This window comes from Fusibacter fontis, assembly GCF_055378735.1.
This window is the reverse complement of record NZ_AP042445.1, coordinates 395849-419380: the sequence shown is the minus strand read 5'-3', so window position 1 is coordinate 419380 and position 23532 is coordinate 395849. Positions and strand designations below refer to the sequence as shown.

Genomic DNA, 23532 nt, shown 5'->3' with positions numbered 1-23532 from the left:
GGCCTCCTTCATATTTTTATATACAAAAAAACCTTCAAAGAACTGCAGGGACGACTTATCGCGGTACCACCCTGCTTATCGGAATCATCCGATCACTTTGAAGGTTATGCAGTCTAACGTTTGCAAAACGCATATTCTTACTCAATTCAGAACATGGGCTCAAAAGCTGCTTCAATCACTTGCGTCGCTTTCACCAACGGACGCTCTCTAAAGGTGCGATCTACTCCTCTTTTTCTCAGCCGATATAAATATTCTTAAAGTATTCTAACACAAAATTTATCAACTAAAAAGACTTTTTTAATTCTTTTTAGAATTCAATGTCCACAACATCGTGATGATCATGATCATCATTTGGATCAAATCCCTCTAAACCCTCATAAACTTTGTTATTTTTAGTGGCATAATCATAAATTGCCGCCTTTAAAGCTTGCTCAGCCAATACAGAGCAGTGTACTTTAACCGGTGGGAGTCCACCTAAAGCATCCACCACTTGCTTATTTGTCACTTTAAGCGCTTCTTCAACAGTTAAACCTTTAATTAACTCAGTTGCCATAGAAGATGCAGCAATTGCCGAACCACAACCAAATGTTTTAAACTTGATATCTTCAATCACTTCGCCATTGACTTTGATATAGATTCTCATGATGTCGCCGCATTTAACATTGCCAACTTCACCCATTCCATCTGCATTCTCAATCTCGCCAACGTTTCTAGGATTCATAAAATGATCCATTACTTTCTCAGTATACATTAATTTTGTCCTCCCTTTACTCTGTCATACAATGGTGACATCATTCTCAATTTTTGAACGACTTCTTTAAGTGCTTCAACTGTGTAATCAACATCTTCTTCCGTTGTAAAATCGCCAATAGTCAACCTAAGTGATCCATGTGCAATTTCATGAGGAAGTCCAATGGCCAATAAAACATGTGATGGATCTAAAGAACCAGAGGTACATGCCGATCCACTTGAACCTGAAATTCCCTTCGCATTTAAACTGAGTAAAAGTGCTTCGCCTTCGATGAACTCAAAACACACATTGACATTACCCGGATGCCTTTGTGTTGGATGACCATTATATCGAACATAGTCAATTGAGGATAAAATCCCCTTCACCAAACGATCTCTTAATGCCACCAAATGTTCTGTATGTGCCTGCAAATTTTGATCCGCGAGCTCAGCCGCTTTTGCAAATCCTATAATACCTGGTATATTTTCAGTACCAGCTCTTCTTTTTCTTTCTTGCGCGCCGCCTTCAATGAGATTTTCCATTCTCAAACCTTTTCTTGCGTATAAGGCACCAACACCTTTTGGTCCATAAATCTTATGGCTTGAAATACTCATTAAGTCAATGCCAAGCTCTTTCACATCAATTTTCACATTGCCATAGGCTTGAACAGCATCTGTATGAAACAGTACCTTGTGGTCGTGTGCAATTTTTGATATTGCTTCAATGGACTGCATGGTACCAATTTCATTGTTAATAAACATAATTGATATGAGAACCGTATCCGGTCTAATTGCTTTTTCAAGCTCATCCAAACTAATAAGGCCTTGTGAGTCCACATCTAAGTATGTCACTTCATAGCCTTCTTTTTCTAGTGCTTCACAAGTGTGCAAAATAGCGTGATGCTCAATTTTACTCGTGATAAGATGTTTTCCTTTTTCTTTATATGCGTGCATAATGCCTTTTAACGCCCAGTTATCCGCTTCAGATCCGCCTGCTGTAAAATAAACAGTGTCCGGAGTGGTATTCAGCGTTTTCGCCACACGCTCTCTTGCTGACTCTAAAAATTTTTTCGCCTCTTGTCCATAACTATGGATGCTGGATGCATTTCCAAAATGCTCTGTAAAATAAGGTAGCATTTCATTTACAACTTCTTGTTTTACAGGTGTTGTTGCCGAATAATCTAAATAGATTCTTTTCAACTGATACCTCCATTATTATCAAACGCTCAATGACGCCTTATATTTCAATCGTTACACAACCATTACTAACAAACATTACTTGCATTCACATATACTGCTAATGACAGTGCTTTTTTGATTTTTTTCAAAATCATCAATCATATGTTGAAGCGTAATTGAATTGACAACACTTAAAATGCTGTCGTAAATCTTTTCATAAATAACTTTCGTCACACAATACTTGTTGTGATCACACGGTTCGTCTCCCGCATCGATCAACACACAATCAGTAGGTGCCAATGGACCTTCAAGAGTGGTCAATATAACACCAACGGTGATTTCGCTCGGATTCTTAGCCAACATATATCCACCTTGTGCGCCACGAACGCTCTTGACTAAATTTGCTTTTCTAAGCGGTGAGATCAATTGTTCTAAATAATTGACTGATATCGCCTGTCTTTCTGCTATACTTGTTAGAGAAATGGGGCCATCACCATAATATAAAGCCAAATCAAACATGGCTTTAAGTCCGTATCTTCCACGTGTTGATAATTTCAAAATCACACACTCCTTTTCAATCCCTAGTTAATTACTATGGAATCATCCTCATTATAATATATCCGATTAAATACGTCAACTTTAATCCCGACTTTTATTATGAAGATTTTGTTAACGATTTTGTGTATAATACCGATATAATGAATGTAAAGATCATAGATGAGGTGGAAAATGTCTGAAAGAATGAACGAACTTTTTACATTGACTCAAAAAGCCCGAAAAATGGAGCTTATAAACGAAGAAATTGCACTTGGCATTTATTTGGAAATTTTTGAAAACTATACCCCAAAGATCTCTAAAACGTATGAAAGCGCCATCCGATTATTGGAAAAAAGACAACGTTTTCAGGAAGCACTCAATATTTGCGATAAAGCTATTGAACTATTAAAAGCAAATGAAATATCAGGTACCGTTGATAAATTTGAAACGACACATTCAAGATTAGAAAAAAAGATTCTCGAACTCAATCCAGTGGATGAACAAACGAAAAAGGGCTTTAAACTCAATAAATATCATCTCATTTTCCTCGCGATTTTCGTACTTATCGGGTATCTGATTCTTCATTACACAACGCCATTTTCTGACCTCAATGTCAATTTAGAAGGAAAGGGATCCATCGAAAATGGCGATAACATCTTTAGAGAATCTGAAGAAGAACCGGAAATGGAATTTCCAATTACAGATGATATGATCCAAATCGCGACCTCTTCTTTACTGAAAAATACCGACGTCATCGATGCGGATATTATACCGCAAGAATTAACACTCGGTATTGCCATTATCATAGCTCCCGGAACTGATAAAAATCGTGCAGAAGAACTTGCCGAACTTTATGTTGAAGCATTGGCTGGAGCGGCATCAGCAACCTATAAAGAGCTCAAATCTCCCGATGAAGAATATCTTGGAGAATTATATGACTATTATGATCTTGTCATCACTGCTGGAACCTCAACTAAAGCGGAAGATATCGTCGCTAAAGGCACGCTAAAAAAAGGGGCAAGCAGTATTTATTGGAGAACTGAATAACTTAATTTTTCAATCGTTATTTCACTACACATGATAAACAAATAAAAACGCATCAGCGCTTATACAGACTGATGCGTTTTTTAATTGAGTTTTACTGTTTAAATAAACTTTTTCGAACTTTTCTAGCTGCGATGCGGACTTTTCTCTTAACCACATGTTTCACGACAATTGGCTTAAGATCAGGAAAATCTACACCTTTTTCATCACGTGTTTTTACCAGTTTAATGGCGTCGAATTTACATCGTGTTGTACATGCGCCACAACCGACACACATAAATTCATCCACTACTGAAATACCACAGCTTAAGCAACGAGAGGTTTCCTTTTTAACTTGTTCTTCAGTCAAAATGCCTCTTGGATCTGTAAAATCTCCAACTAAAGCTTCTAAATGTCGCACATTTGAGCGTTCTCGCTTAATTTGATCGTAGCCTGTAAACGCCACTTGATGTTTATCAAAGATAACATATGCGTGTCTTTTTCTACCATATATCAAGCTTTGACCACGTTGTACAAATCGATGAATCGAAATAGAAGCCTCTTTTCCAGCTGCAATCGCGTCAATAGCATAACGCGGCCCAGTAACAACATCCCCACCAGCAAAAATATCACTTACTGACGTTTGAAGCGTGATTTCATCCACTTTTAACGTGTTATTAGGGCGAAGTTCAGCCTTCATATCTCCCATTAAACCGCCCCAATTGATCGATTGTCCTACTGCGATTAAAACATGTTCCACTTGAACCTCATAAGTGTCTGACTCATCAAATCGTGGATTAAACCGCCCATTTGCATCCAAAGTAGAGATACATTTTTTAAATCGCACAGCTTTCACGCGACCATCTTCAACAACCAATTCAAATGGACCATAGCCATTGGTAATTTGAATTTTTTCTTCTAATGCTTCATGAATTTCATCTTCTAACGCAGGCATCTTCTCTCTAGATTCGAGGCAAACCATTTCTACATGATCACTACCCATTCTTATTGCAGTTCTTGCGACGTCAATGGCAACATTTCCACCGCCTATTACAACTGTTCGTCCCTGCAATTGAGGCTGTTGACCAAGCGCGCTCTTTCTTAAGAACTCTACTCCAGTCTGCACGTTATCAGCAGTTTCATTTTCAAGTCCGAGTTTTCTTCCATTTTGAGCACCTATTGCAATGTAAAATGCCTTATAGCCCTCTTTTCTCAATGACTCAATTGAGACATCTTTACCGACTTCTACCCCTAGAACAAATTGTACACCCATTGCTTTTAGCACATCAATTTCAGCTTGAATGACATCTTTTTGAAGTCTAAATGCTGGAATGCCAAATTGCAACATGCCGCCTAAAATAGGTTGTTTTTCATATACAGTGACGGAATATCCCTCTTCAGCAAGATAGTATGCACACGATAACCCAGAAGGTCCAGCACCTATTACAGCTATTTTTTGTGTATAACGATGCTTAATTTCTGGAATATAACGCTCTTTGTCATTTAAATCCATTTCAGCAATGAACTTTTTAATGTCATCAATAGCAATTGCATCATCTAACTCACCACGTGTACAATCGTTCTCACATAGTGCAGGGCAAATTCTGCCACAAACTGCAGGAAATGGATTTTCTTTTTTGATCATTTGTAAGGCTTCACGATATCGCCCTTGAGATGCCAACTTGATATAACCCGGAATCGAAATATGTGCTGGGCAGTTAGACTTACAAGGTGATGTTCCTGTATCAAGCGTTTCTTTTCTGTTGATTCTATAATCGACGTTCCATTTATCCGGTCCCCACTCAGAATTAAACGGTACATCCGTATGAATCGGTTTTTGCTCTTCGACAGATCCGCACAATTTTTGACCTAAACGAATGGCATTCGTCGGACAAACTTCCACACATTCTCCACATCCAACACATTTTTCTGGATCCACTGTCGATGTGAAATTGGAGCGTACCATATCCGGATTATTATACATACCAGCAGCACGCATTGCATAACAGGAGCATCCACAGCAATTACAGATTGCATGCGTATGACCATCACCTTCTGTGTTTGGAATCTGATGCATCAATCCATCGCGTTCAGCACGTCTAATGATGTCATAAGCCTCTTCTTTGTCGATTTCTCGTCCACGACCTGTTCGAATGTAATACTCTGCTGCATCATCAAGTTGAATACACATATCTTCTTTTAAGTGTCCGCAGCCTTGACCCATTTCTTCACGTGACGTTCTACAAGAACAGTTCGAAACAGATAGACGATTTGATTTTTCAATATATCCAAATACTTCTTCTGAAGATGCTGCTCTTGAGTCGCCATCTAAAGCTGATTGAATCGGAATAACGCGCATGAGTCCTTTTCCAATAGGAATATTGCCAGCTGCAACTGGATTTCTCAGCAATCCATAATCATCAAACGCTTTCGCAATTTGCGGATATTTTGCAACATTTTCTTTATGGTTCACAACCATTTCAAAAATGCCTGGAACCCATGTTTCATACCAAAATTTATCGACGCCCATCTCATTTTTCACCGTTGAGACACCCGCCATGGTGAGTGCCCACAATAAATCGTAGGTTTCTTTCACTGGCTTTTTACAAATTGCTGCAATTTCTTCAACGGTTTGATGTTTTCTGTATTCAAGTGCAAGCGCGACTTCAGCCATTTCTTCAGTGACGATTTTTTCGAGCAACATAAATCTCGGATCATCTTCGAGGATCCCTTTTTTACTGCCCATCTTCGTCATTGATACTTTATTGACAAACTCCAATAGTTTGACTTGTTTTGTCATACGTTCCCCCATTTATTGCTTAATTTGAACTCACTTATATTAAAACCCATATGATGCTTCCGAGTGCTTAATTTGATAGTCCTTCCCTCGATACTTAAACATCCATACTCCTAAGTATGCAATGTGCATTCCTAAATTAATCATTCCCCAAGTTTTTAATGCGACTGGACTAAACCACGCAGTGGAATCCATGACAGGCGTAAAAATATCATAAGATGCGCGAATTAAAATATGAATCGCAAGTGTATAAATTCGACCCATTAACCACAAATCTGTTCGTTTTCGCACGAGCATCCAAATTTCTGGCGCGATCAAGATACAAAGACTAGACGCGAAGAACGTTGGATTTTCCCCATAAACAAACGCAGCATTCCATGTAACATACAGAAGACACCATACGAGCGGAAAGTCTGCTATCAGTTCTGCAAAGGTATTTTTGCCATCATTTTTACCAATTCTCCAATGCTTAATAGGTAGTGGCGTGGTAATACAGAGAATGACGCCACTCCATGCATTGAACATATTTCCTGCTCTAAAATCTGTAAGTGTTGCTTCGGCGATGTTTAACAAGAAAACGAAATAAAGGACCCACATCGGCCATTTTTTCCTTAAAAATCCCATCACTTTTTCGTGTTTGCCGTCATTGGCAATACGAACAAACGAAACAAAACAAATTGGTATTAATACACTAATGGTTTTTGCCCATCTGAACCATGAATGTAAATTAATAAACCACAACGGTATACTAAAGAGTGCGAAAATAAAGAACCATTTGTAGAACTTTTGTTTTTCGCGAGTCATTTCTAGAAAAAGCACTAGAAATAGCGTATACACTAACATGGATACGACATAACTTAAAATTGACATACCTGCCTCCTTCATATTGTACTACCTTGAGCGTACTCATTTTTAAGGATAAATACAATGGTTTCAGACTGTTTTTGTGTAGCAAGGTTGTCATATATTATGTCTTTTTCGAAATGTTTGTAGCAAGATTGTCATATATTGATAAAATGTAGTCTCTTCATCTTCACGGTATGTTATAATGCACACAGTATGTTATAATGTTAACAAAGACCTTACAAGGGAGCACACCATGAACAACGATTTCATCGATGTTTTTCAAGCATATGAATTACCGTTTAAAACTTATTTTGCAACCTGCATTGACCATCCAAATGAAATTCATGAGGAGATGGAACTCATTTGGCTCATTAGAGGCAATGCGATCATTCAATGTGAGGGGAAAGAATTTTTTCTAACCGATCAAAGTGTTTTTATGATTTTCATGTTTCGAAAACACTCGATAAAAACTTCTGAAGGCTCAATGTTAATCTCTTACCGTTTTAAAAAAGAACATCTTAAGCAGAATAATCTATTGTTCGAAACGATTCCATTTGTTCATAAGGTTTATACATTTAAAGAACTGAGTCATATCTATCATCAAGTACCTCTGATGATTGCTCAAATACAAAAGTTACTGATTTCACAGACACCACCACCGATGATTCGCTATAAAATTATTGGCTATTATAATCTATTTCTTTATGAACTTTACAATATGATGCTTAAAGAAAAATATTTAGATGTTAAGAAACGAAATTATGACCTTTACCTCGTTCGCGTACATGTTTTAATCGAAACCATCTATCAACATGCACATGAAAAAATCTCTTTGGAAATGCTTGCTGAAACAGTTCATCTTTCTACGTTTCGTCTATCTCATTTTATCAAAGAGTCACTTGGAATTTCATTTAGTGAATTCCTCCAGAATACGCGATTTGAGTATGCGCTCAAACTTCTTAAAGAAACGGATCTCCCGATTATTGAAATCGCCAAAATTTCGGGATTTAGCGATGTGAAGTACCTCAATCAAATGATGCGCAGGCGCTTCAACGTAACGGCATTAAAATACCGAAAATTACTAAAAAACAAACCTGTCATTGGGTACTCTACTGAGGAAATACAAGATTTCGTCGAAGAACTTAAAATCTGTCTCAGTCAAATTGAGTCCGATCAAGACTTCAACGATACGTATGGGTATTATCAAAACATATAAAAATTTCCAAATAAAAAAAGTGCAATTAGCCATTGATCTAATCGTCAGTGGTTAATTGCACTTATTCATATGCCTTTGTTATAAGGTGGCTTTATAAAATTGCATTGCCATCCCCAAATGTTCACTTACCTTATGACCTTTTAAAATTTCAACAAGTTTAAGTGAAAAAGCCATCGCTGTTCCTGGTCCATTTGCAGTGATTAACTTCCCATCTTGAACGACTGGCAAATGATCATACACCATATCTTTCATTTCTTTTTCAAAACCTGGATAACAAGTTATGTGGCGTCCTTTAATGAGATTGTGCTGCGAGAGAACCGTTGGAGCCGCACATATTGCTGCGAGATAAATTTCCGTATCATACGCTTCAGTCAAAAGATTCTTAAGGGCATTACTTTCTGCCAAGTGTTTTGTCCCCGGCATTCCACCAGGTAATACAAGCATTCTCGTATCCACGAGCGAATGAATTTCATTGATCACAATATCGCACTGTACGGTAATCCCATGCGCCCCTGTTACTGTTTTACTCGATACGCCCACCATCTGTGTGCGGACATCGGCGCGTCTTAAAACATCGACTATGGTTAGAGCTTCAATTTCTTCAAATCCATCTGCAAGAAAAACATAAACCATAATTGCCTCCTAATAATCATTGACTTTCGTGTAATCTTTCGAGCTCTTAAACATTGTCAACCCTGATTTTGAACCTTTCCAAGTGTTGTCCACAGTATTATCAATAATTACCCATTTTCCATCAATAAAAACTTCATTCCAAGCATGATAGCCATCTACATATTTTGAATAGCCTTTTACAAGCCTTGTTGGTATTCCGTGATATCTTTGAATACTAGCAAATAGGGCAGAATAATCATAGCAAATTCCTTTCATATCCTGATAGGTTTGCTCAACACTTGGCACATAATCCGAAGTCAATTTTGAAATCTTGTCGTAATCATAGGACATATTTTTTACTAGTTGATTATAAAGCGCTTTCACCTTTGCATCGGTAGTTTTTTCTTTCGATAATAGTGTTTTTCCATATTCGATTGCCTTCATATCTTCAGTATAATAAACATTTTGCACAGAATTTAAATAGACAATATTCGGATCTGAAAGTGATAGTGTGACAGTTTTTTGAGTCACATATACATACTTTGTACCAGATACATTTTTCAATAGTCCAACACTGTATTGACCATTTCCAAGCTGTAAAGGAAAACTCGCCGCTTGACCATTGGCGAAAAACGGATACGATATTTTTTGATCCCCTTTTGTAATGAGAACTTTATATTTGACTGCATCATCTGATTTGTATGTTAACGTCACAATCCCCTTTGATAGAAGATCCGTATTTATAACCTCTTCATTTGCAGCAAATCCGATAGAATTGAACGCAACTAGGAGTATCAGTCCTATCACGCCTATCCAATAAATTTGTCTCATGACGCTCCCTCCTTTACTCAACTTCGCCTAAATAACGCTTGATCGTATCATAATTGATGCAATGTAAAACGGCATCCTCTTTACTAATATGTCCCTCATTAAATAGATCAGCTAAACTCGAATCCATACTGAGCATCCCCACGCTTTTTCCAGAATGTATTGCCGCTTCAATTTGTGGAATTTTACCATCTCGAATCATATTACGAATTGCATGGTTCATGGACATAATCTCAAATGCCGGTACCCTTCCAAGCGTTTCAGAATGAATTAGCTGTTGAGAAACCACACCTTGTAATACCGTTGATAACTGAATGCGTACTTGTTGTTGTTGATTTGGCGGAAATACATCGATGATACGGTCGATTGTCTTAGCTGCACCGATTGTATGTAGCGTCGAAAGTACAAGATGTCCCGTTTCAGCAGCTGTCAAAGCGATAGAAATGGTTTCATAGTCTCTCATCTCACCAATTAAAATAACATCTGGTGCTTGTCTTAGCGCGGAGCGTAGGCCATCGGCATAACTTTTGGTATCAACCCCTATTTCACGTTGATCGACGATGCTCTTATCATGCTTGTGAATGTATTCAATTGGATCTTCAAGTGTTAAGATATGACAAGAACGCTCTTTGTTAATCAAATCAATCAAACATGATAAGGTCGTCGATTTTCCGCTTCCCGTCGGTCCTGTAATGAGTACCAGACCCTTTGTTTTTTTTCTAAGTTCTAAAACTGAATCCGGAATTCGCAATTGATCAATATCGAGCTTATCAAATTTAAGCACTCGTATTGCAGCAGCATGTGAACCACGTTGTGTATAAGCATCCACTCTAAAGCGTCCCACATTGCTCAAAGAGTAGGAAAAGTCTTTTTCCCCATTTTCTAAAAATTCCATATAATGCTCGTGCTTTTTAAATAACTGTTTTACCAACACTTCCGTATCGTCAGGTTTCAGTCGCTCTTCTCCAATTGGGATCAATTGACCATGTATTTTCAGTGTCGGTGCAACGCCTACTGTTATAAAAAGATCCGAAGCATCCTGTTGAATCGCTCGTTCTAACAACTCTTCTAATGTAAACATTTATAATCCCTCCGGATCTTGAAAGTTTAATTCGCCTTCTTCTTCAAAAACAACGGGTATCTCTCGCCACTCAATAATTGAGTAGCCATGATTTTTATCCATTTGAATGATACAAGAGAATTGTCGATTGGTCCTTTGATCTTGTATCGTCAACTGAAGTGTTGGAATATAGGTTTCACTTGAAAGTAAAATCTCATCTTGTGATTTAAAATTGCAACTCTCAATTTGAGGATTGATCACTTCGTTTTGCTGACACAAATCAAAGAGTTTTAGCAACATCATTTCACTGGATTTTACATCCTGATTTTCAATGTTACTTGACTTAGCTGCATCATACTCTCCATTCGCTTGTTTAAAAATCGCGGAAAACTCTGCAACGGATTTTTGGGCTAAACTTTCCAGTGCATAAAAATCTTTCGTCCACTCTGCATTTTTTCTCGCCATTTTCAAATTGGAATAAGATGACATCATCGTGAGAACACCAAAAGAGATTAAAAGCAACATAATCATAATGACCAATACAGAAGAACTGCCTCTTTCATCTCGAATATCTATGGATTTAATAGTAGTCGTCCATTTGAATTTCATATATAATCTCCATCTCACTATTTTCAAGTAATCGTTCTATCGTAACAGTGTATTTGACACTTTTATATGGCTTGGTTTCTAAATCGTCAGCCATGAGCAACAACACATAGGCAGTTAGATTTTCATCATTAACAGGTTTCCAATTTTCATCTAAAAGTACACGGCATTCAACGTCACTTTTGTTTTTACTAATTTCGGCGAATTTAAACAATGTGGAATTAAAGACGGATGTCAATGAACGATCCTCTTGAATCATCTCAAATACACTCTCGCTAATGATTATACTTTGATCTAAATCTTTGGCTTTCGTATTGAGATCATCTGATTTAATAAACATCTGAATGACATATATACATAATATCGATAGCACGGCAATCGATAAAATCATTTCAACCAAAGAAACACCTTTCGCTTTACGCAGCATACGAACATTCATCCTTTTCATTATTTTACCAGTCCAACATTAGATTTGAGAGTTACAACGACATCAGAGGCATCTGAATCGCCTTTGACAAGCGACATTTTTACCGTTTTCTCATTGACAGAAATTTTAAATGAATCCAGTTTGACGATCTCGAAGCTTCGATCAAACTCTATGGTCTCACCTTCAAGGATCGTCAACTCTCTCAACGAACCATCCGAAAGATAAATCCACGTTTGATACGTATCGCCAAGCAGTTCTTCGCAAATCACGATTGCATCACTTTCTTCTATCGTTCGATAATCAACTGTAATTGCATCTGCTCGATCATTTTGTCTAAATTTTGTGACGAGATATGACGTTGCGATACGGACGTCTTCAGTATCTGTCTTCTCATCAACGAGTCTTTCATACGTAGTTGAAGTTGTCGATGCCAATAAAAATATGCCTAAACTAAACAACAACAAAAGCATCATAACAATTGCCGTTTCAATAAGACTATACCCTTGTTCAGAATGTAATTTTCTCATCACGTCCCTACCATTTCTTATAAACTGCAATGACTGGTTTAATATTCGATGCAATGAACTCATAGTGATAATAATAAGCATCCAAGTTGACGATTAAACCATAATGCTCCACTAAATAGTCAAAAGGTGGATAGCTTCCTTCAATGGCATAACATTGTATCGCAGCCTTTTGAATCGCGTCTTCAACCGTTTTCACCCGTTCAAATTCTGCAGATGCTGAAAAATTGCCAAGACCTTCATTGGACAACCATAAAAACGCAATCAAGATTATTAATAAAACTAAGGATGGTTTTTTCACCCATTTTCTCATATACTCACCTTTTTACTAGGGAAACTTTCCTATTATTTATCCAATAGATGCCATAATGTTAATGAGCGGCATCATCACAAGTAGTAAAATAGCGCCCACGACTAACGAAAGCACAATGACAAGTGTGGGTTCAATGGATACAGTCAAACGATTTAATGATCGATTGAGTTCCTGGTCATAAATTGAAGAAATCTTCTCTAAAGTTGTGTCCAGATCACCTGTTTTATTCCCCAATGCCAGCATTTTAATAAACAACTCTGGGAACAATTTTGTTGATCTAAGCGCATTTTCAAGTGATTCACCAGATTCAATTTGTTGAATCGCACTTTCTAATTTCAGTTTAACCATGCGATTATCTAACATCGGCTGTACCATATCTAAACTCGTCTGAATGGATAAACCACTCTTAATCAAGATGGCAAATGCACGTGCAAATTTAACTAAAATCATCTTTTTGTAGAGTTTGTTGACCACTGGAAAATTTAAAAGAAAATGTTCTCTATGCCCTTTAAATATGTGCGTTTTAAATACAATGACAAAATAGAAAATACTTAAAACAATGAACCCGATAATGACAAGTAAAATACTTTGTAACACTTGACTAAACTCTAAAACAAACTGTGTTGCAGAAGGAACACTGCCTCCGACAGATAATAATATCTCATGGAAAATAGGAAGCACTTTTACGATGAGCATCACCAGAACAACAGCCATTAATCCAATGAGAACAAACGGATAGGTCAATGCATTTTTTATTTTTTGTCTCAACTGATCTTGATGATCATAATATGCTGACAACTGTTCAAAGACTTCTCCGAGTTTCCCGGTATTTTCTGCGATTCTCAACATGGATACCATATATTCAGGAAAACTCCCTTGTTTTTCGAATGCTTCACACAACAAACTGCCTTTTTCAGCTGAAGAAACAATCTCTTGTGCAATCCCTTTTAAATTCTTTTCAAAAACATCCTCTGCTAGAAGTCTAAGGCCTTCAAGATAGGGAAGTCCCGCTTTAAAGACGATAGAAAACTGATAACAAAAAACTGACAGTTCTGCAGAAGATAGCACTTTTGTGATTTTCTTTTCACTCATAATGAATCCACCTTATCATTAAACTTAAATTAGTTATACCCAAAATTGCGAATTTTAAACTTATGCAATTATTTATTTCACCATATCATTATTCTTTAAATTTTGTTCTCCTTAAATATTCTGATATCTGCTTTTCATAGCCCAAATCCGTTGGTTGATAATATCGTTTGCCTTTAATTTCAGAAGGTAAATACTGTTGTTTGACATAATGTCCTTCAAAATCATGCGGATATTGATATTTACCTCCTGTTTCTGATTTTGCATATTTCCTTTCTATTGCAAGAGAAGTCCCGTCTTTCAAATAATATGGAATACTACCCGTATCTTCATTTTCTAAGTCATAAAGAACTTGATTAATGCCCATATAAGATGCATTGGATTTAGGAGCACTTGCAATATACGTTACCGCTTGGGCCAAAATAATTCGCCCCTCAGGCATGCCTATGAAATCCACCGCTTGTGCCGCATTGTTGGCAACGACAAGTGCCATTGGATCTGCATTTCCAACATCTTCACAGGCGCAAATGACAATGCGTCTCGCGATAAATCTTGGATCTTCCCCACCTAAGATCATCTTTCCTAAATAGTATAATGCGGCATCCGGATCTGAACCTCGCATACTTTTAATAAATGCTGAAACGATGTCATAATGATTGTCACCATTTTTATCATAATCCAGTGCTTTCATCTGAATACAATTTTCAATGTCCTCAAGTGTAATGATGATTTCGTCAGATAGGTCATTTTTAATATTCACTGCTAATTCGATGATATTCAGCGCGCGTCTCGCATCACCTGCAGAAATATCTGCGATATAATTCAAAATACTTGGTTCAATCTGGATCGGGTACATTCCTAGGCCACGTTTTTGATCCTTTAATGCACGATTTAAAATTTCTACAATATGTGCACTGGTAAGTTTCACGAGACGATACACTGTCGATCTAGAAATCAAAGCGCTATTTACTTCAAAATAGGGATTTTCAGTCGTTGCACCAACTAATACAAATGTACCATCTTCTACATAAGGCAGAAGGGCATCTTGTTGACTTTTATTAAAGCGATGAATTTCATCGATAAACAACACGCTTTTCCGTTGATACAATGATGCATTTTCTTTCGCGATCTCTACAGCTTCTCTAATATCTTTGACACCTGAAGTCACTGCATTCATGCTAATAAAATGGGACTCGGTTGTTTTTGCAATGACTTTTGCCAAGGATGTTTTTCCACTTCCCGGTGGGCCATATAAAATAATTGAAGTCAAGCGATCGCTCTTAATTAACACGGGAAGTAACTTGCCTTCTCCCATAATCGATTCTTGACCGATAAAATCATCTAGAGTTTCAGGTTTCATTCGTTCTGCAAGAGGCATGGTAGAAAACTTATTTTGTTGAGACATCAAATCAAATAAATCCACGAGTACCTCCTTATGAAAGCAGTAGTTTTTTAAGTAAATCCGGATACTGATCAATTGACTCGTTCTTTTTTAACGCCTCCACAAGCTGAATAAAGTCTTCCGTCCAGATAAGATTCGGATCGTTCGACAAAATCTGCTTAAAAGCTTCGTGGGTCATACAAATCAATTGATGTTTAAACGTCGACTGCTTGTAAAGCGCAATCGACTCTACCATGGAAAATAGTGCATCTAGTTGAAGTTTCCAGTTAGATGTTTCAACCATCAACCCTTCAAGTAGCTTTTGCTTCATCGGTTGATTGAGGTGCTCAAAAGACAGAAGTTCATCTCGATCTAACATCCAAAGAAGCTCCAATATTTCATGACTTTGTGTTTGAAGGTTCATCATTTCAAACGATCTATTTTTCGTTGAAAACCCAGGTGACTGAGATACAAACGTCCCAATTCCTCTTCTCACTTCCAATATATTTTGACTGACAAGTATTTTAATCGCCTCTCTCAAGGTTGCTCGCGATACCTTAAGTTCTTCTGCTAACTGCATTTCATTGGGCATTTGATCGCCCATTTTATAAAATCCACTATGAATTGCTTGAATGATACTTTCAGCAACTTTTTCTGACAACAACATTTTTTGATACATATCATTCACCTCTCAACATAAACCTACTATTATCATCATATTAACATGAATTTGACTTAGAATAAAGACAAAGAAAAAAGAGCCTATTTCAGCTCCCTATTGTTGTATCGATTTTTTCACTTTTCTTAATCACTTGAAGGTCCAACTCAACGATGATTTGCCCAGCCTCCTCTGTACGCTTTAATTTACCACCGACAATTTGTACGATCATTTCAACAAATCGATAATGGTTTGACAACGTCTCTTCTAATTTTTTAGTTAAGCGACTGTGTATTTTAACCTGAAGCAAATCGACATCGATGGATTTTGTCTCATAACACGCCATCTCAACTGCATCAATTCCAGGTCCATTGAATTGTATAAGCTCCATCAAGTCCACCAGCATATTCAAAAACATCTTATAATTATCATGATAGATCGTTGTTGGATCTTTGAGGTTCGTTTTAACCTTTATGCTATGCGCGCCGATTTTATCGAGTTTTCTCTCTAAACTCTCCTTAAACTCCTGCATATCAAACAATTTAAGTGTATATCGACTCATCTCAAACACTTTGTTTAGATAATGGACGCGATCATTCATCAAATGAATCACTTGACCAAGCTCGCTCACATCATCCACATCCTTAAGCGCCTGCACGGTGAAGAGATGGTGTTGATTAATTGCTTTTATAAGTTCCTCGTACAATCTAAATAAATAGTCCACTTTTTCATAACTATCGACTAACATTTTATTATATAAATAATTTTTCTTTTCAACTGTCACCACATGCGTGGAGGCATCCGTAAGGGATTCATACTGATCTAACGCCTCTTTTATATACACCTTAAGTTCCGATTCTAAATCCCAAGGTTTTGTAATAAACTTAAAAATATCCACTGTATTGACTGTTGTTAAAATCTGCGGCAATTGCGTATAGCCTGTCAATACAATTTTAACTGTATTGGGACTAATCTCGTCGACGGATTTTAATAGTTCAAGTCCCGTCATACCAGGCATTCTCATGTCTGTGATAATGACACTAAATGAGCCTTCTTCTTCAAAATACTCAAGCGCTTGTTTGCCACTAGAAGCAAAATAAGTACTGTATGACTCCTTGTAAAGACCTCTTTTTAATGCTTTCAGTATTTCAATTTCATCATCCACAATTAAGACTTTATGTCTTGAATAGTCCTTATCTAAATGATCACCCATAAAACAGCTCCTAAGTGAGTTTATATTTTTCTACAATATCTTTTAAAAAGTCTACTTCAATATTTAGTATTCCAAGGGAATGTTGATAATTTGGGTTTAACAATTCATGCTCTTTGCTCTCAATTTGTGATGCTATACACATCATGGCAACTAGTTTTTTATTTGAAATAAACGGATCCTCTGGCGTATGGTGAAATAATGTCACTTCAATCAAATCCATTGGAAATGCCCACCAATTTAAGAAATAGCCTCCAATTAGTGCATGATCAAGTCCAAATAATTCTCGTTCTCTTTCTAACAGCATATCATCTTTATACGGATTTGCTAACACATCTTTGAAATATTGATCGCCATAAATTTGTAGCATAATGATCTTACCAATATCGTGTACGATTCCAGCAGCACTAATAATGGGCGGTACTTTTGCATTAAAGTACTTGGTATATATATCTTGAAAAATGAGATTGGTTCGATTAGAATGCGTCCAAATAAATTCACATTTATCGCTTACTTGCACTTTCATCTGAGAGATTTCATAGGATAAGACAATCTGCTTGAGATTATTCAGACCGATATACATAATTGCTTGCTGAATATTGCCTGTTTTTGCTGCATAGAATGCAGAATTGGCAATTCTTAATATATTGGATGTAATCGCTGGATCTTGCTCGATGATACCAGTAATATCCTCAATACTCTTATCCCTTTGGATTGCATAATTCAACTCATTAAACATTTTTGGAAGCGTTTTGATGCTATCGAATTGCTGTACTGCTTCAAAAAGATGAGAATCTTTTAGTTTATCTTCTAGGGCAAACATCTTATTGATGCCATCGATAAATTCATCATTGTTCCAAGGTTTATAAAAATACTGTTTTGCTAAATTCTTGCTAACTGCTTCCGTAATGCTCGAAGCCGAAGCATAACCTGTTAATGCAACCCTTATGGTATCTGGACTCGCTTCTTTAAATAGCTTTAGAAGTCGAATACCATCAAAATACGGCATCTTGATATCCGTCACGAGCATATCTAAACTATCCATTTTCATGAATATTTCGATTGCTTCTTTAATGCCATTGGCATAATAACAGTCGTATTCCAAGTTTCTAAAGGCTCTATTTAAAGCTCTTAATATGTTGCTTTCATCATCTACAAATAGAATTGTTCTCATAAGTTGCCTCACTTTTACAGATTATGATATAATTTCTTTGCTATTATACCCACGGAGTAAACCAAATAACAGCAATCATAAAAAACGAAGAGAGAATCTATTTTCTTCTCTCTTCGTTAATAAATTATGATTCAAATTATATTTAACAACTCAGAAAAATTGTTTCTACCTAAAGATACATTTTGTTAACATATTCTGATGTAAAGAGTTTTAACATGGCGCCGTACTCCATTTTGAATCGAACAATATCACCCATCTGATATTCATTTTCTGCTGCAGTAAAATCGAGAATCATATGGTCGCTAGACGCACCGAGTATTTCAAGTCTGCTATCTACTGGAAATAGTGCAGTATGGTCCACGTCTTGTCGACCTATGCCCACTATGCCTCTTTTCATAATGCCCTTATCGGTAAAAACAGGTTTGTTTCCAAATGCATCCATTCCAATAAGCCCTTTAGGCAGTGAATTCTTCGTTTTGTATTCAACGATTTGTGCTTCTAAAATAAAAGCATCGTCGTAAGTACCTTCAATTTGCTCGCCATAAGCGGATTCTCTACCGAGAACGATTGCCTCTCCCACTCGTAAATTGTTGATTCCTTGCGGGATTGTGCCATTTTGCAGGAGATAAATACTGCTTGAATTGCCGCCAGAAATCCATTTTAATTTCAGTGGGTAAATACTTTCAATGTGTTTTGCCAATCGAACGAGTTCTCCTAAGTTATCTGGAGTTGGAATCACACCGCCATAGCAAGTTAAATTTACACCAATTCCCTCAATTTGGATATGTTTAAGTTCTAAAATTTGAGGCATCACTTGATCGACCTCTTCTGGTAAAAATCCTTCTCTTAAGTCGCCAAGGTCAAACATCACGACAATTCGATGTTTACGTCCTAATTTGGCTGCTTCTGCATCGAGAAGACGAATGGTACTTAGCTCAGAGTTAAAGCTGATATCCGCATATTTCACCACTTCAGCTACTTCCGAATGCATAGGAAGTCTTAAAAGGATTTTTTCACAAGGCAGGTCTTTCAGTTTGATGAGATTCTCAATACGAGAGTCTGCGATTCCATGTGCGCCTGCACTTAAGCTGACCTTTGCACACTCTAAGTCTCCAGAATGAACTTTTGTAACGACATGTACATCAATTCCATAAGGCTTAGCCAACTCTACGATTTTTTTCGTATTTTCAAAAAGTTTATTCTTATCAATGACGAGACGTGGATACATAGTGACCTCCTATTCAATTTTTAATGATTTTTTGAGTAGCAATAAAGCGGATTCTTCGTGTTCTTTTGATAAAACCCCCAATGAAGCCATAATATAATCATTGTCGATGAGAATTTTTGCTTCATTGTTCGGTAAAAGTTTGTCTCCAAGTAAATTGTAGGTGATTTCTCTTAATAGTGCAAGTCGATTCGGTAGACGTGTACATGCGCCACCTGTTCCAATGATATACTTAACACTCGTCAAATCCTTACCTTCAGCATAGGTCTTTTTACCGCCACCACCAAAGAGCGTTCTAAATCCACCTGCATGACGATGCGCCGATACAACAATGGCTTCTTTCGTCAATCTTTCAACGAACTTAAATTGCAATTCGGTCTGAGGAATAGGGATGTGATTTTCAATCATGCTATTTAATGTCACTTCATCTACTTGAAGGTCTTTTTGTAGCACATCAGTTCCTATCAGTTCTACAATATTTCGCATATTGACATAGACGCCTAAATCGCCTTCAACTGTCCTTTTAGCAACGGGTTCTGGACTTATTAGTACGCGGGATACTTCTTCGCTTCCCTCAGTAACAGAGTGTATATCCGTCGTTGCTCCGCCAACATCCACCGTCATAAGGTCGCCAAGTTCTTTTTTCAAAAGTTTAGATGCTTCCATAACAGCGCCTGGCGTCGGAATAATCGTTCCAGATACCATTTCACGGATGTGTTCCATACCTGGTGCATGAATGATATGTTCTTCAAAGATATCCTGAATGACTTTTCGAGCTGGTTCCACATTTAAAAGATCTATTTTGGGATACACATTCTCAACAAGATATAAAAATTTTGCTTTCCCTGCTTCTTCAAAGATCAAGCGAATTTCCTCTTGGTTTTGAATATTTCCAGCATAGAGAACGGGTACGTCAAATGGTAATTTCGCGATGATTTCAGCATTATAAAGTGCTGTATCTATTTCACCATAATCAACGCCGCCTGCAATCATAATGATGTTCGGACGGATTTCTTCAATCTTTTTGATGTCTGTTCTTCTGAGTTTTCCAGCAGTCACCATGTGAATATTGGCACCCGCACCTAAAGCTGCTTCTTTTGCAGCTTTTGCAGTCATATCATAAACGAGGCCATGAACTGTCATTTTAAGCCCACCAGCTGCACTACTGGTCGCTAAAAGCTTTTCATATAAAACATCATCCCATTTCATTTGCTGTCTGAGATCATCAATCGCTTCGTGTAATCCTATGGTAACGCTCCCTTTCGAAATACTCGTTGGTGCTTGTCCTTGACCAATAAACTCGGGATTTGATGTATCTATTCCAGAAAAAGCATTTACGACCGTTGTTGTGCTGCCAATCTCTGCGACCAATAGATCAACTTTCATTTCACCCTCCTAAAATAAAAACTTAGCGCGAAAAGATATAGAGCATCTTAACACGCTAAGCTTATGCTCACGCATGATTTAATTTAGCAGATTATTCTCCACGTAACTCTCTGCGTTTTTTAACGATAAAGGTTGCGACATTAACCCCTCTATCATATCTTCCGAAACCTTCATCCATGCCGTTTTCACGTGCGATTTCAGGTGTAACTTGCGTTCCGCCTGCGCAGATGATAAAGCGATCTCTAACGCCTTTTTCTACTGCATATTCGTGGATGCGTTTCATATTTTTGTAGTGTACATCATCATGAGAAATAATTGTGGATGCTAAGATAACATCTGCATTGATCTCAATTGCAGCATCTACTAATTTTTCAATTGGTACTGATGTTCCAAGATATTCAACTTCACAACCGAATTTCTCAATACCGCCGTGTTTGATGTCGATAACTTCTCTCAAACCAACTGAGTGTTCATCTTCGCCAACAGTACCTGCAACGATTTTAACAGGGTGAATATCAAACTCGCCTCTGATTTCATCGTCGCTCATGACTTCTGGTTCTGGTGGAATGACTAATTGAGTTACATCAAGATCAAAGTCAAGAACACCTTTAAGTTGAACTCGAGTGCCTTCAACTGGATGCATTTGTTCAATATGAATCACTTCAACATCTTTCAAATTCATTTTCTTAGCAAATTCGATTGCTGCAAATTGAGCTGTTCTAAGAGACGTTGGAAGTAAAATTTCCACTTGAACCACGCCATCACCCAACCATTGAACTTCTGGTTTGATATAGTTTGATTCTCCGTGTTCGCCTCTATATTTTTCAGTTTCAGCCATACGAACATTTACGTTGTCATTTTCATCAAGTTCATCTACAAAGATGATTTTCTCTGGATTTTCAAATGTACAACCATCAATTAAAGCTGCTGGATTATTTACTGCAGACGGATCATATTGAGCAACGTTATTGTAACCGTAGTGAGCTGTAACAGGTGCTAAATAGTCAGCTGCTCTTTCAAAAACAGTTCCTGCACCAACACCACCGTCTATTTTACGGCCGATACCATCGCCATTTCTTTCAGGATACATACCTGAGTCAACGAAGAATCCTTCTTCAACTGCATTGAAGTAACCACCCGCTTGGATAATTTCTTCTACATACATCACTGCGCGTTCTTGAAGTTCTCTTACTTTTTCTCTTAAGAAACCTTCTGATTTAAGTTCAACCATTTCCATAAGTCCATCAAGACCTGCAAATGTTTGTTTAGCAGTATCACAAGCTTCAATGTTGTACATATGCCAAGGAACATTTCTACCTTCATCTGGTGTAATCGTCGATTGGATATCTGCTGATGTCAATCTTGAAATCATCATGTTCATAACATGCGTTACAGTTGCTTCTCTAGAAGATGATGTGATATATTTTGTATTCATTTGCGCACGCATTTTATATTCAGTAAAGAATTCACGAAGCGCAACTGCATAAGGTAAGTCAAATTTCAAACATGGAGCAGGTGCCGATGTTGGAGGCACTGTCGAAAGACAAATATTTTCTTTAGGCATGCCTACTTTTGCAGAATAAAGTGCATTGATTGCATGTTGTACCATGAGTTCAGGCATAACTTTCCATGCATCTCTAGCAGTAGCATTGGCATTATGTGCACCGTCGATTTGAGCCATTTTTGCCCAAGTCATCACTTTTTTAGATTCCGCTGCATCGACAAACGAACGAACCATATTGATGTTTCTGTAAAGTACGTTGTACTGTGGATCTTGATGTGCGCCATTTACGCCTTCTTCAGCAAGCATAACTGCAACGTCTGGACCAGCAACACCTGATACGTATGAATGGTAGTTAATTGGTCTACCTACTTCTTCTTCAATTAAGTCAAGCGCTTTTCTGTGAGCTCTAACTTGTTTTCTTGAAATTGGAACCCCACCAATACCTTGTGGTGTACCTTCGATGAGGCCATCAAAGTGTGATTGACCCGCTGTACGAATAACCATGATATGGTCAGCGCCATGCCATGCAGCCATTCTCATACGACGAATATCGTCTTCAAATCTACCTGATGCGATTTCAGTTGTAATCGTGTTGTATGGTTGTGGATCGATGTTGTTAAAATAACGAGCAGCTGGTCCACCAATGTAGTTTTTAAGTGGTGTTGACATGTCTTGATACTCAAATGGTCCATAAACTTGCTTTTCACTTCTTTCTCTCCAAGTCCAACCTCTTCTTTTAGGAGTATAGCTCTTAAGATCTTGTAAAATTTCTTTTACGTCAATTTTTTTGTTGATATCTAATTGAGTCATTATTTGTTACCTCCTTTGAAGATTTGAACCGCATCATCCCAGTGTTTTCCTTCGATGAGTTCAAGGCCAGCTGTTCTAATGTCTAAGTTTTTCTCTTTTGCAATTTTATAAACCACATGACCAACGCCATGTCCAATTAAACCTCTGTCAATTGCTTGATCTACTAGCGGTTTCGCTTCTAAACTTGAGAATCCCATTCTCAAAAGAACCGAACGCTCAACTGCTGGTGATGTATTGTTTTTTGCTAAGTCTAACAGTGGATCTACAATTTGCTCCACCAAACTCCAAAATCTTTCTTTAAGCTGCTCATCTGTTAGACCGGCTAAATGTTCATGTCTAGCTAGATAATCATCTTCTCTTTTAACAAAACCTTTCATCTAATGATCCTCCTTATTTTT

Annotated in this window: 23 protein-coding genes and 1 other annotated feature; of the genes, 2 read left to right on the top strand and 21 right to left on the bottom strand. The window is 37.4% G+C overall.

Annotation, left to right across the window (positions count from 1 at the left end; genetic code table 11):
- Positions 1-43: 43 nt before the first annotated feature.
- Positions 44-246 (bottom strand) — a binding site (T-box leader).
- 61 nt (positions 247-307) lie between these two features.
- The 3 genes from nifU to ACZ41W_RS01745 form a co-directional block, all read right to left on the bottom strand.
- A complete protein-coding gene (gene nifU, locus ACZ41W_RS01755) occupies positions 308-751 on the bottom strand; it encodes a Fe-S cluster assembly scaffold protein NifU (RefSeq protein ID WP_464313160.1) in 444 nt (147 codons plus the stop codon).
- Entirely contained in the window at positions 751-1929 is a 1179-nt protein-coding gene (gene nifS / locus ACZ41W_RS01750) for a cysteine desulfurase NifS (protein ID WP_464313159.1), read from the bottom strand. Before nifS ends, nifU begins: the two co-directional genes overlap by 1 nt.
- 75 nt (positions 1930-2004) lie before the next feature.
- On the bottom strand, positions 2005-2466 hold the full coding sequence (locus ACZ41W_RS01745) for an RrF2 family transcriptional regulator (protein ID WP_464313158.1): 462 nt from the start codon (positions 2464-2466) through the stop codon (positions 2005-2007).
- 171 nt (positions 2467-2637) lie between these two features.
- On the opposite strand from ACZ41W_RS01745, the gene ACZ41W_RS01740 reads away from it, so the two are divergent.
- Complete coding sequence (locus ACZ41W_RS01740; protein WP_464313157.1) at positions 2638-3492, top strand: hypothetical protein; 855 nt, start codon at positions 2638-2640, stop codon at positions 3490-3492.
- Positions 3493-3583: 91 nt separating this feature from the next.
- Here ACZ41W_RS01740 and ACZ41W_RS01735 read toward each other — a convergent pair whose 3' ends face one another.
- Positions 3584-6268, bottom strand: a complete 2685-nt coding sequence (locus ACZ41W_RS01735) for an FAD-dependent oxidoreductase (RefSeq protein ID WP_464313156.1) — start codon at positions 6266-6268, stop codon at positions 3584-3586.
- Between the two features lie 39 nt (positions 6269-6307).
- A complete protein-coding gene (locus ACZ41W_RS01730) occupies positions 6308-7135 on the bottom strand; it encodes a hypothetical protein (protein WP_464313155.1) in 828 nt (275 codons plus the stop codon).
- Between the two features lie 229 nt (positions 7136-7364).
- On the opposite strand from ACZ41W_RS01730, the gene ACZ41W_RS01725 reads away from it, so the two are divergent.
- Positions 7365-8327 carry a helix-turn-helix transcriptional regulator gene (locus ACZ41W_RS01725; RefSeq protein ID WP_464313154.1) on the top strand — a complete coding sequence of 321 codons (963 nt, stop codon included), beginning with the start codon at positions 7365-7367 and terminating at the stop codon, positions 8325-8327.
- A 78-nt stretch (positions 8328-8405) separates the two neighbouring features.
- On the opposite strand, the gene ACZ41W_RS01720 is transcribed toward ACZ41W_RS01725, so the two are convergent.
- The 16 genes from ACZ41W_RS01720 to ACZ41W_RS01645 form a co-directional block, all read right to left on the bottom strand.
- The gene (locus ACZ41W_RS01720; RefSeq protein WP_464313153.1) at positions 8406-8960 is read right to left on the bottom strand and encodes a DJ-1 family glyoxalase III; all 555 of its coding nucleotides are present in this window, start codon (positions 8958-8960) and stop codon (positions 8406-8408) included.
- A 9-nt stretch (positions 8961-8969) separates the two neighbouring features.
- Positions 8970-9770, bottom strand: a complete 801-nt coding sequence (locus tag ACZ41W_RS01715) for a transglutaminase-like domain-containing protein (RefSeq protein ID WP_464313152.1) — start codon at positions 9768-9770, stop codon at positions 8970-8972.
- A gap of 13 nt (positions 9771-9783) precedes the next feature.
- On the bottom strand, positions 9784-10848 hold the full coding sequence (locus ACZ41W_RS01710; RefSeq protein WP_464313151.1) for a type IV pilus twitching motility protein PilT: 1065 nt from the start codon (positions 10846-10848) through the stop codon (positions 9784-9786).
- Positions 10849-11436 carry a hypothetical protein gene (locus ACZ41W_RS01705; RefSeq protein WP_464313150.1) on the bottom strand — a complete coding sequence of 196 codons (588 nt, stop codon included), beginning with the start codon at positions 11434-11436 and terminating at the stop codon, positions 10849-10851.
- Complete coding sequence (locus tag ACZ41W_RS01700; RefSeq protein ID WP_464313149.1) at positions 11408-11860, bottom strand: type IV pilus modification PilV family protein; 453 nt, start codon at positions 11858-11860, stop codon at positions 11408-11410. The genes ACZ41W_RS01705 and ACZ41W_RS01700 overlap by 29 nt, the downstream gene beginning before the upstream one ends.
- 20 nt (positions 11861-11880) lie before the next feature.
- A complete protein-coding gene (locus ACZ41W_RS01695; RefSeq protein ID WP_464313148.1) occupies positions 11881-12387 on the bottom strand; it encodes a DUF4860 domain-containing protein in 507 nt (168 codons plus the stop codon).
- A 7-nt stretch (positions 12388-12394) separates the two neighbouring features.
- Positions 12395-12697, bottom strand: a complete 303-nt coding sequence (locus ACZ41W_RS01690; RefSeq protein WP_464313147.1) for a hypothetical protein — start codon at positions 12695-12697, stop codon at positions 12395-12397.
- Between the two features lie 36 nt (positions 12698-12733).
- Positions 12734-13789 carry a type II secretion system F family protein gene (locus ACZ41W_RS01685; RefSeq protein WP_464313146.1) on the bottom strand — a complete coding sequence of 352 codons (1056 nt, stop codon included), beginning with the start codon at positions 13787-13789 and terminating at the stop codon, positions 12734-12736.
- An 88-nt stretch (positions 13790-13877) separates the two neighbouring features.
- Positions 13878-15209 (bottom strand): replication-associated recombination protein A, encoded by a 1332-nt coding sequence (locus ACZ41W_RS01680; protein WP_464313145.1) that lies wholly within the window; start codon positions 15207-15209, stop codon positions 13878-13880.
- A gap of 10 nt (positions 15210-15219) precedes the next feature.
- Positions 15220-15846: a FadR/GntR family transcriptional regulator gene (locus ACZ41W_RS01675; RefSeq protein ID WP_464313144.1), complete on the bottom strand. Its 627-nt coding sequence runs from the start codon at positions 15844-15846 to the stop codon at positions 15220-15222.
- Between the two features lie 88 nt (positions 15847-15934).
- A complete protein-coding gene (locus tag ACZ41W_RS01670; protein ID WP_464313143.1) occupies positions 15935-17038 on the bottom strand; it encodes a response regulator in 1104 nt (367 codons plus the stop codon).
- A gap of 10 nt (positions 17039-17048) precedes the next feature.
- Positions 17049-18209, bottom strand: coding sequence for an HDOD domain-containing protein (locus ACZ41W_RS01665; protein ID WP_464313142.1), 1161 nt, complete (start codon positions 18207-18209; stop codon positions 17049-17051).
- 169 nt (positions 18210-18378) lie between these two features.
- A complete protein-coding gene (gene orr / locus ACZ41W_RS01660; RefSeq protein ID WP_464313141.1) occupies positions 18379-19437 on the bottom strand; it encodes an ornithine racemase Orr in 1059 nt (352 codons plus the stop codon).
- 9 nt (positions 19438-19446) lie between these two features.
- Complete coding sequence (locus tag ACZ41W_RS01655; RefSeq protein ID WP_464313140.1) at positions 19447-20820, bottom strand: GlmL-related ornithine degradation protein; 1374 nt, start codon at positions 20818-20820, stop codon at positions 19447-19449.
- Between the two features lie 91 nt (positions 20821-20911).
- Positions 20912-23134, bottom strand: a complete 2223-nt coding sequence (oraE, locus tag ACZ41W_RS01650; protein ID WP_464313139.1) for a D-ornithine 4,5-aminomutase subunit OraE — start codon at positions 23132-23134, stop codon at positions 20912-20914.
- Positions 23134-23511 carry an ornithine aminomutase subunit alpha gene (locus ACZ41W_RS01645; protein ID WP_464313138.1) on the bottom strand — a complete coding sequence of 126 codons (378 nt, stop codon included), beginning with the start codon at positions 23509-23511 and terminating at the stop codon, positions 23134-23136. The genes oraE and ACZ41W_RS01645 overlap by 1 nt, the downstream gene beginning before the upstream one ends.
- Positions 23512-23532: the final 21 nt, after the last annotated feature.

Excerpts from the sequence above, each read along its gene's own strand:
- nifU (WP_464313160.1), bottom strand. The coding sequence starts at position 751 with ATGTATACTGAGAAAGTAATGGATCATTTTATGAATCCTAGAAACGTT.
- ACZ41W_RS01740 (WP_464313157.1), top strand. The coding sequence starts at position 2,638 with ATGTCTGAAAGAATGAACGAACTTTTTACATTGACTCAAAAAGCCCGA.
- ACZ41W_RS01735 (WP_464313156.1), bottom strand. The coding sequence starts at position 6,268 with ATGACAAAACAAGTCAAACTATTGGAGTTTGTCAATAAAGTATCAATG.
- ACZ41W_RS01730 (WP_464313155.1), bottom strand. The coding sequence starts at position 7,135 with ATGTCAATTTTAAGTTATGTCGTATCCATGTTAGTGTATACGCTATTT.
- ACZ41W_RS01725 (WP_464313154.1), top strand. The coding sequence starts at position 7,365 with ATGAACAACGATTTCATCGATGTTTTTCAAGCATATGAATTACCGTTT.
- ACZ41W_RS01720 (WP_464313153.1), bottom strand. The coding sequence starts at position 8,960 with ATGGTTTATGTTTTTCTTGCAGATGGATTTGAAGAAATTGAAGCTCTA.
- ACZ41W_RS01715 (WP_464313152.1), bottom strand. The coding sequence starts at position 9,770 with ATGAGACAAATTTATTGGATAGGCGTGATAGGACTGATACTCCTAGTT.
- ACZ41W_RS01710 (WP_464313151.1), bottom strand. The coding sequence starts at position 10,848 with ATGTTTACATTAGAAGAGTTGTTAGAACGAGCGATTCAACAGGATGCT.
- ACZ41W_RS01705 (WP_464313150.1), bottom strand. The coding sequence starts at position 11,436 with ATGAAATTCAAATGGACGACTACTATTAAATCCATAGATATTCGAGAT.
- ACZ41W_RS01700 (WP_464313149.1), bottom strand. The coding sequence starts at position 11,860 with ATGCTGCGTAAAGCGAAAGGTGTTTCTTTGGTTGAAATGATTTTATCG.
- ACZ41W_RS01695 (WP_464313148.1), bottom strand. The coding sequence starts at position 12,387 with ATGAGAAAATTACATTCTGAACAAGGGTATAGTCTTATTGAAACGGCA.
- ACZ41W_RS01690 (WP_464313147.1), bottom strand. The coding sequence starts at position 12,697 with ATGAGAAAATGGGTGAAAAAACCATCCTTAGTTTTATTAATAATCTTG.
- ACZ41W_RS01685 (WP_464313146.1), bottom strand. The coding sequence starts at position 13,789 with ATGAGTGAAAAGAAAATCACAAAAGTGCTATCTTCTGCAGAACTGTCA.
- ACZ41W_RS01675 (WP_464313144.1), bottom strand. The coding sequence starts at position 15,846 with ATGTATCAAAAAATGTTGTTGTCAGAAAAAGTTGCTGAAAGTATCATT.
- ACZ41W_RS01670 (WP_464313143.1), bottom strand. The coding sequence starts at position 17,038 with ATGGGTGATCATTTAGATAAGGACTATTCAAGACATAAAGTCTTAATT.
- ACZ41W_RS01665 (WP_464313142.1), bottom strand. The coding sequence starts at position 18,209 with ATGAGAACAATTCTATTTGTAGATGATGAAAGCAACATATTAAGAGCT.
- orr (WP_464313141.1), bottom strand. The coding sequence starts at position 19,437 with ATGTATCCACGTCTCGTCATTGATAAGAATAAACTTTTTGAAAATACG.
- ACZ41W_RS01655 (WP_464313140.1), bottom strand. The coding sequence starts at position 20,820 with ATGAAAGTTGATCTATTGGTCGCAGAGATTGGCAGCACAACAACGGTC.
- oraE (WP_464313139.1), bottom strand. The coding sequence starts at position 23,134 with ATGACTCAATTAGATATCAACAAAAAAATTGACGTAAAAGAAATTTTA.
- ACZ41W_RS01645 (WP_464313138.1), bottom strand. The coding sequence starts at position 23,511 with ATGAAAGGTTTTGTTAAAAGAGAAGATGATTATCTAGCTAGACATGAA.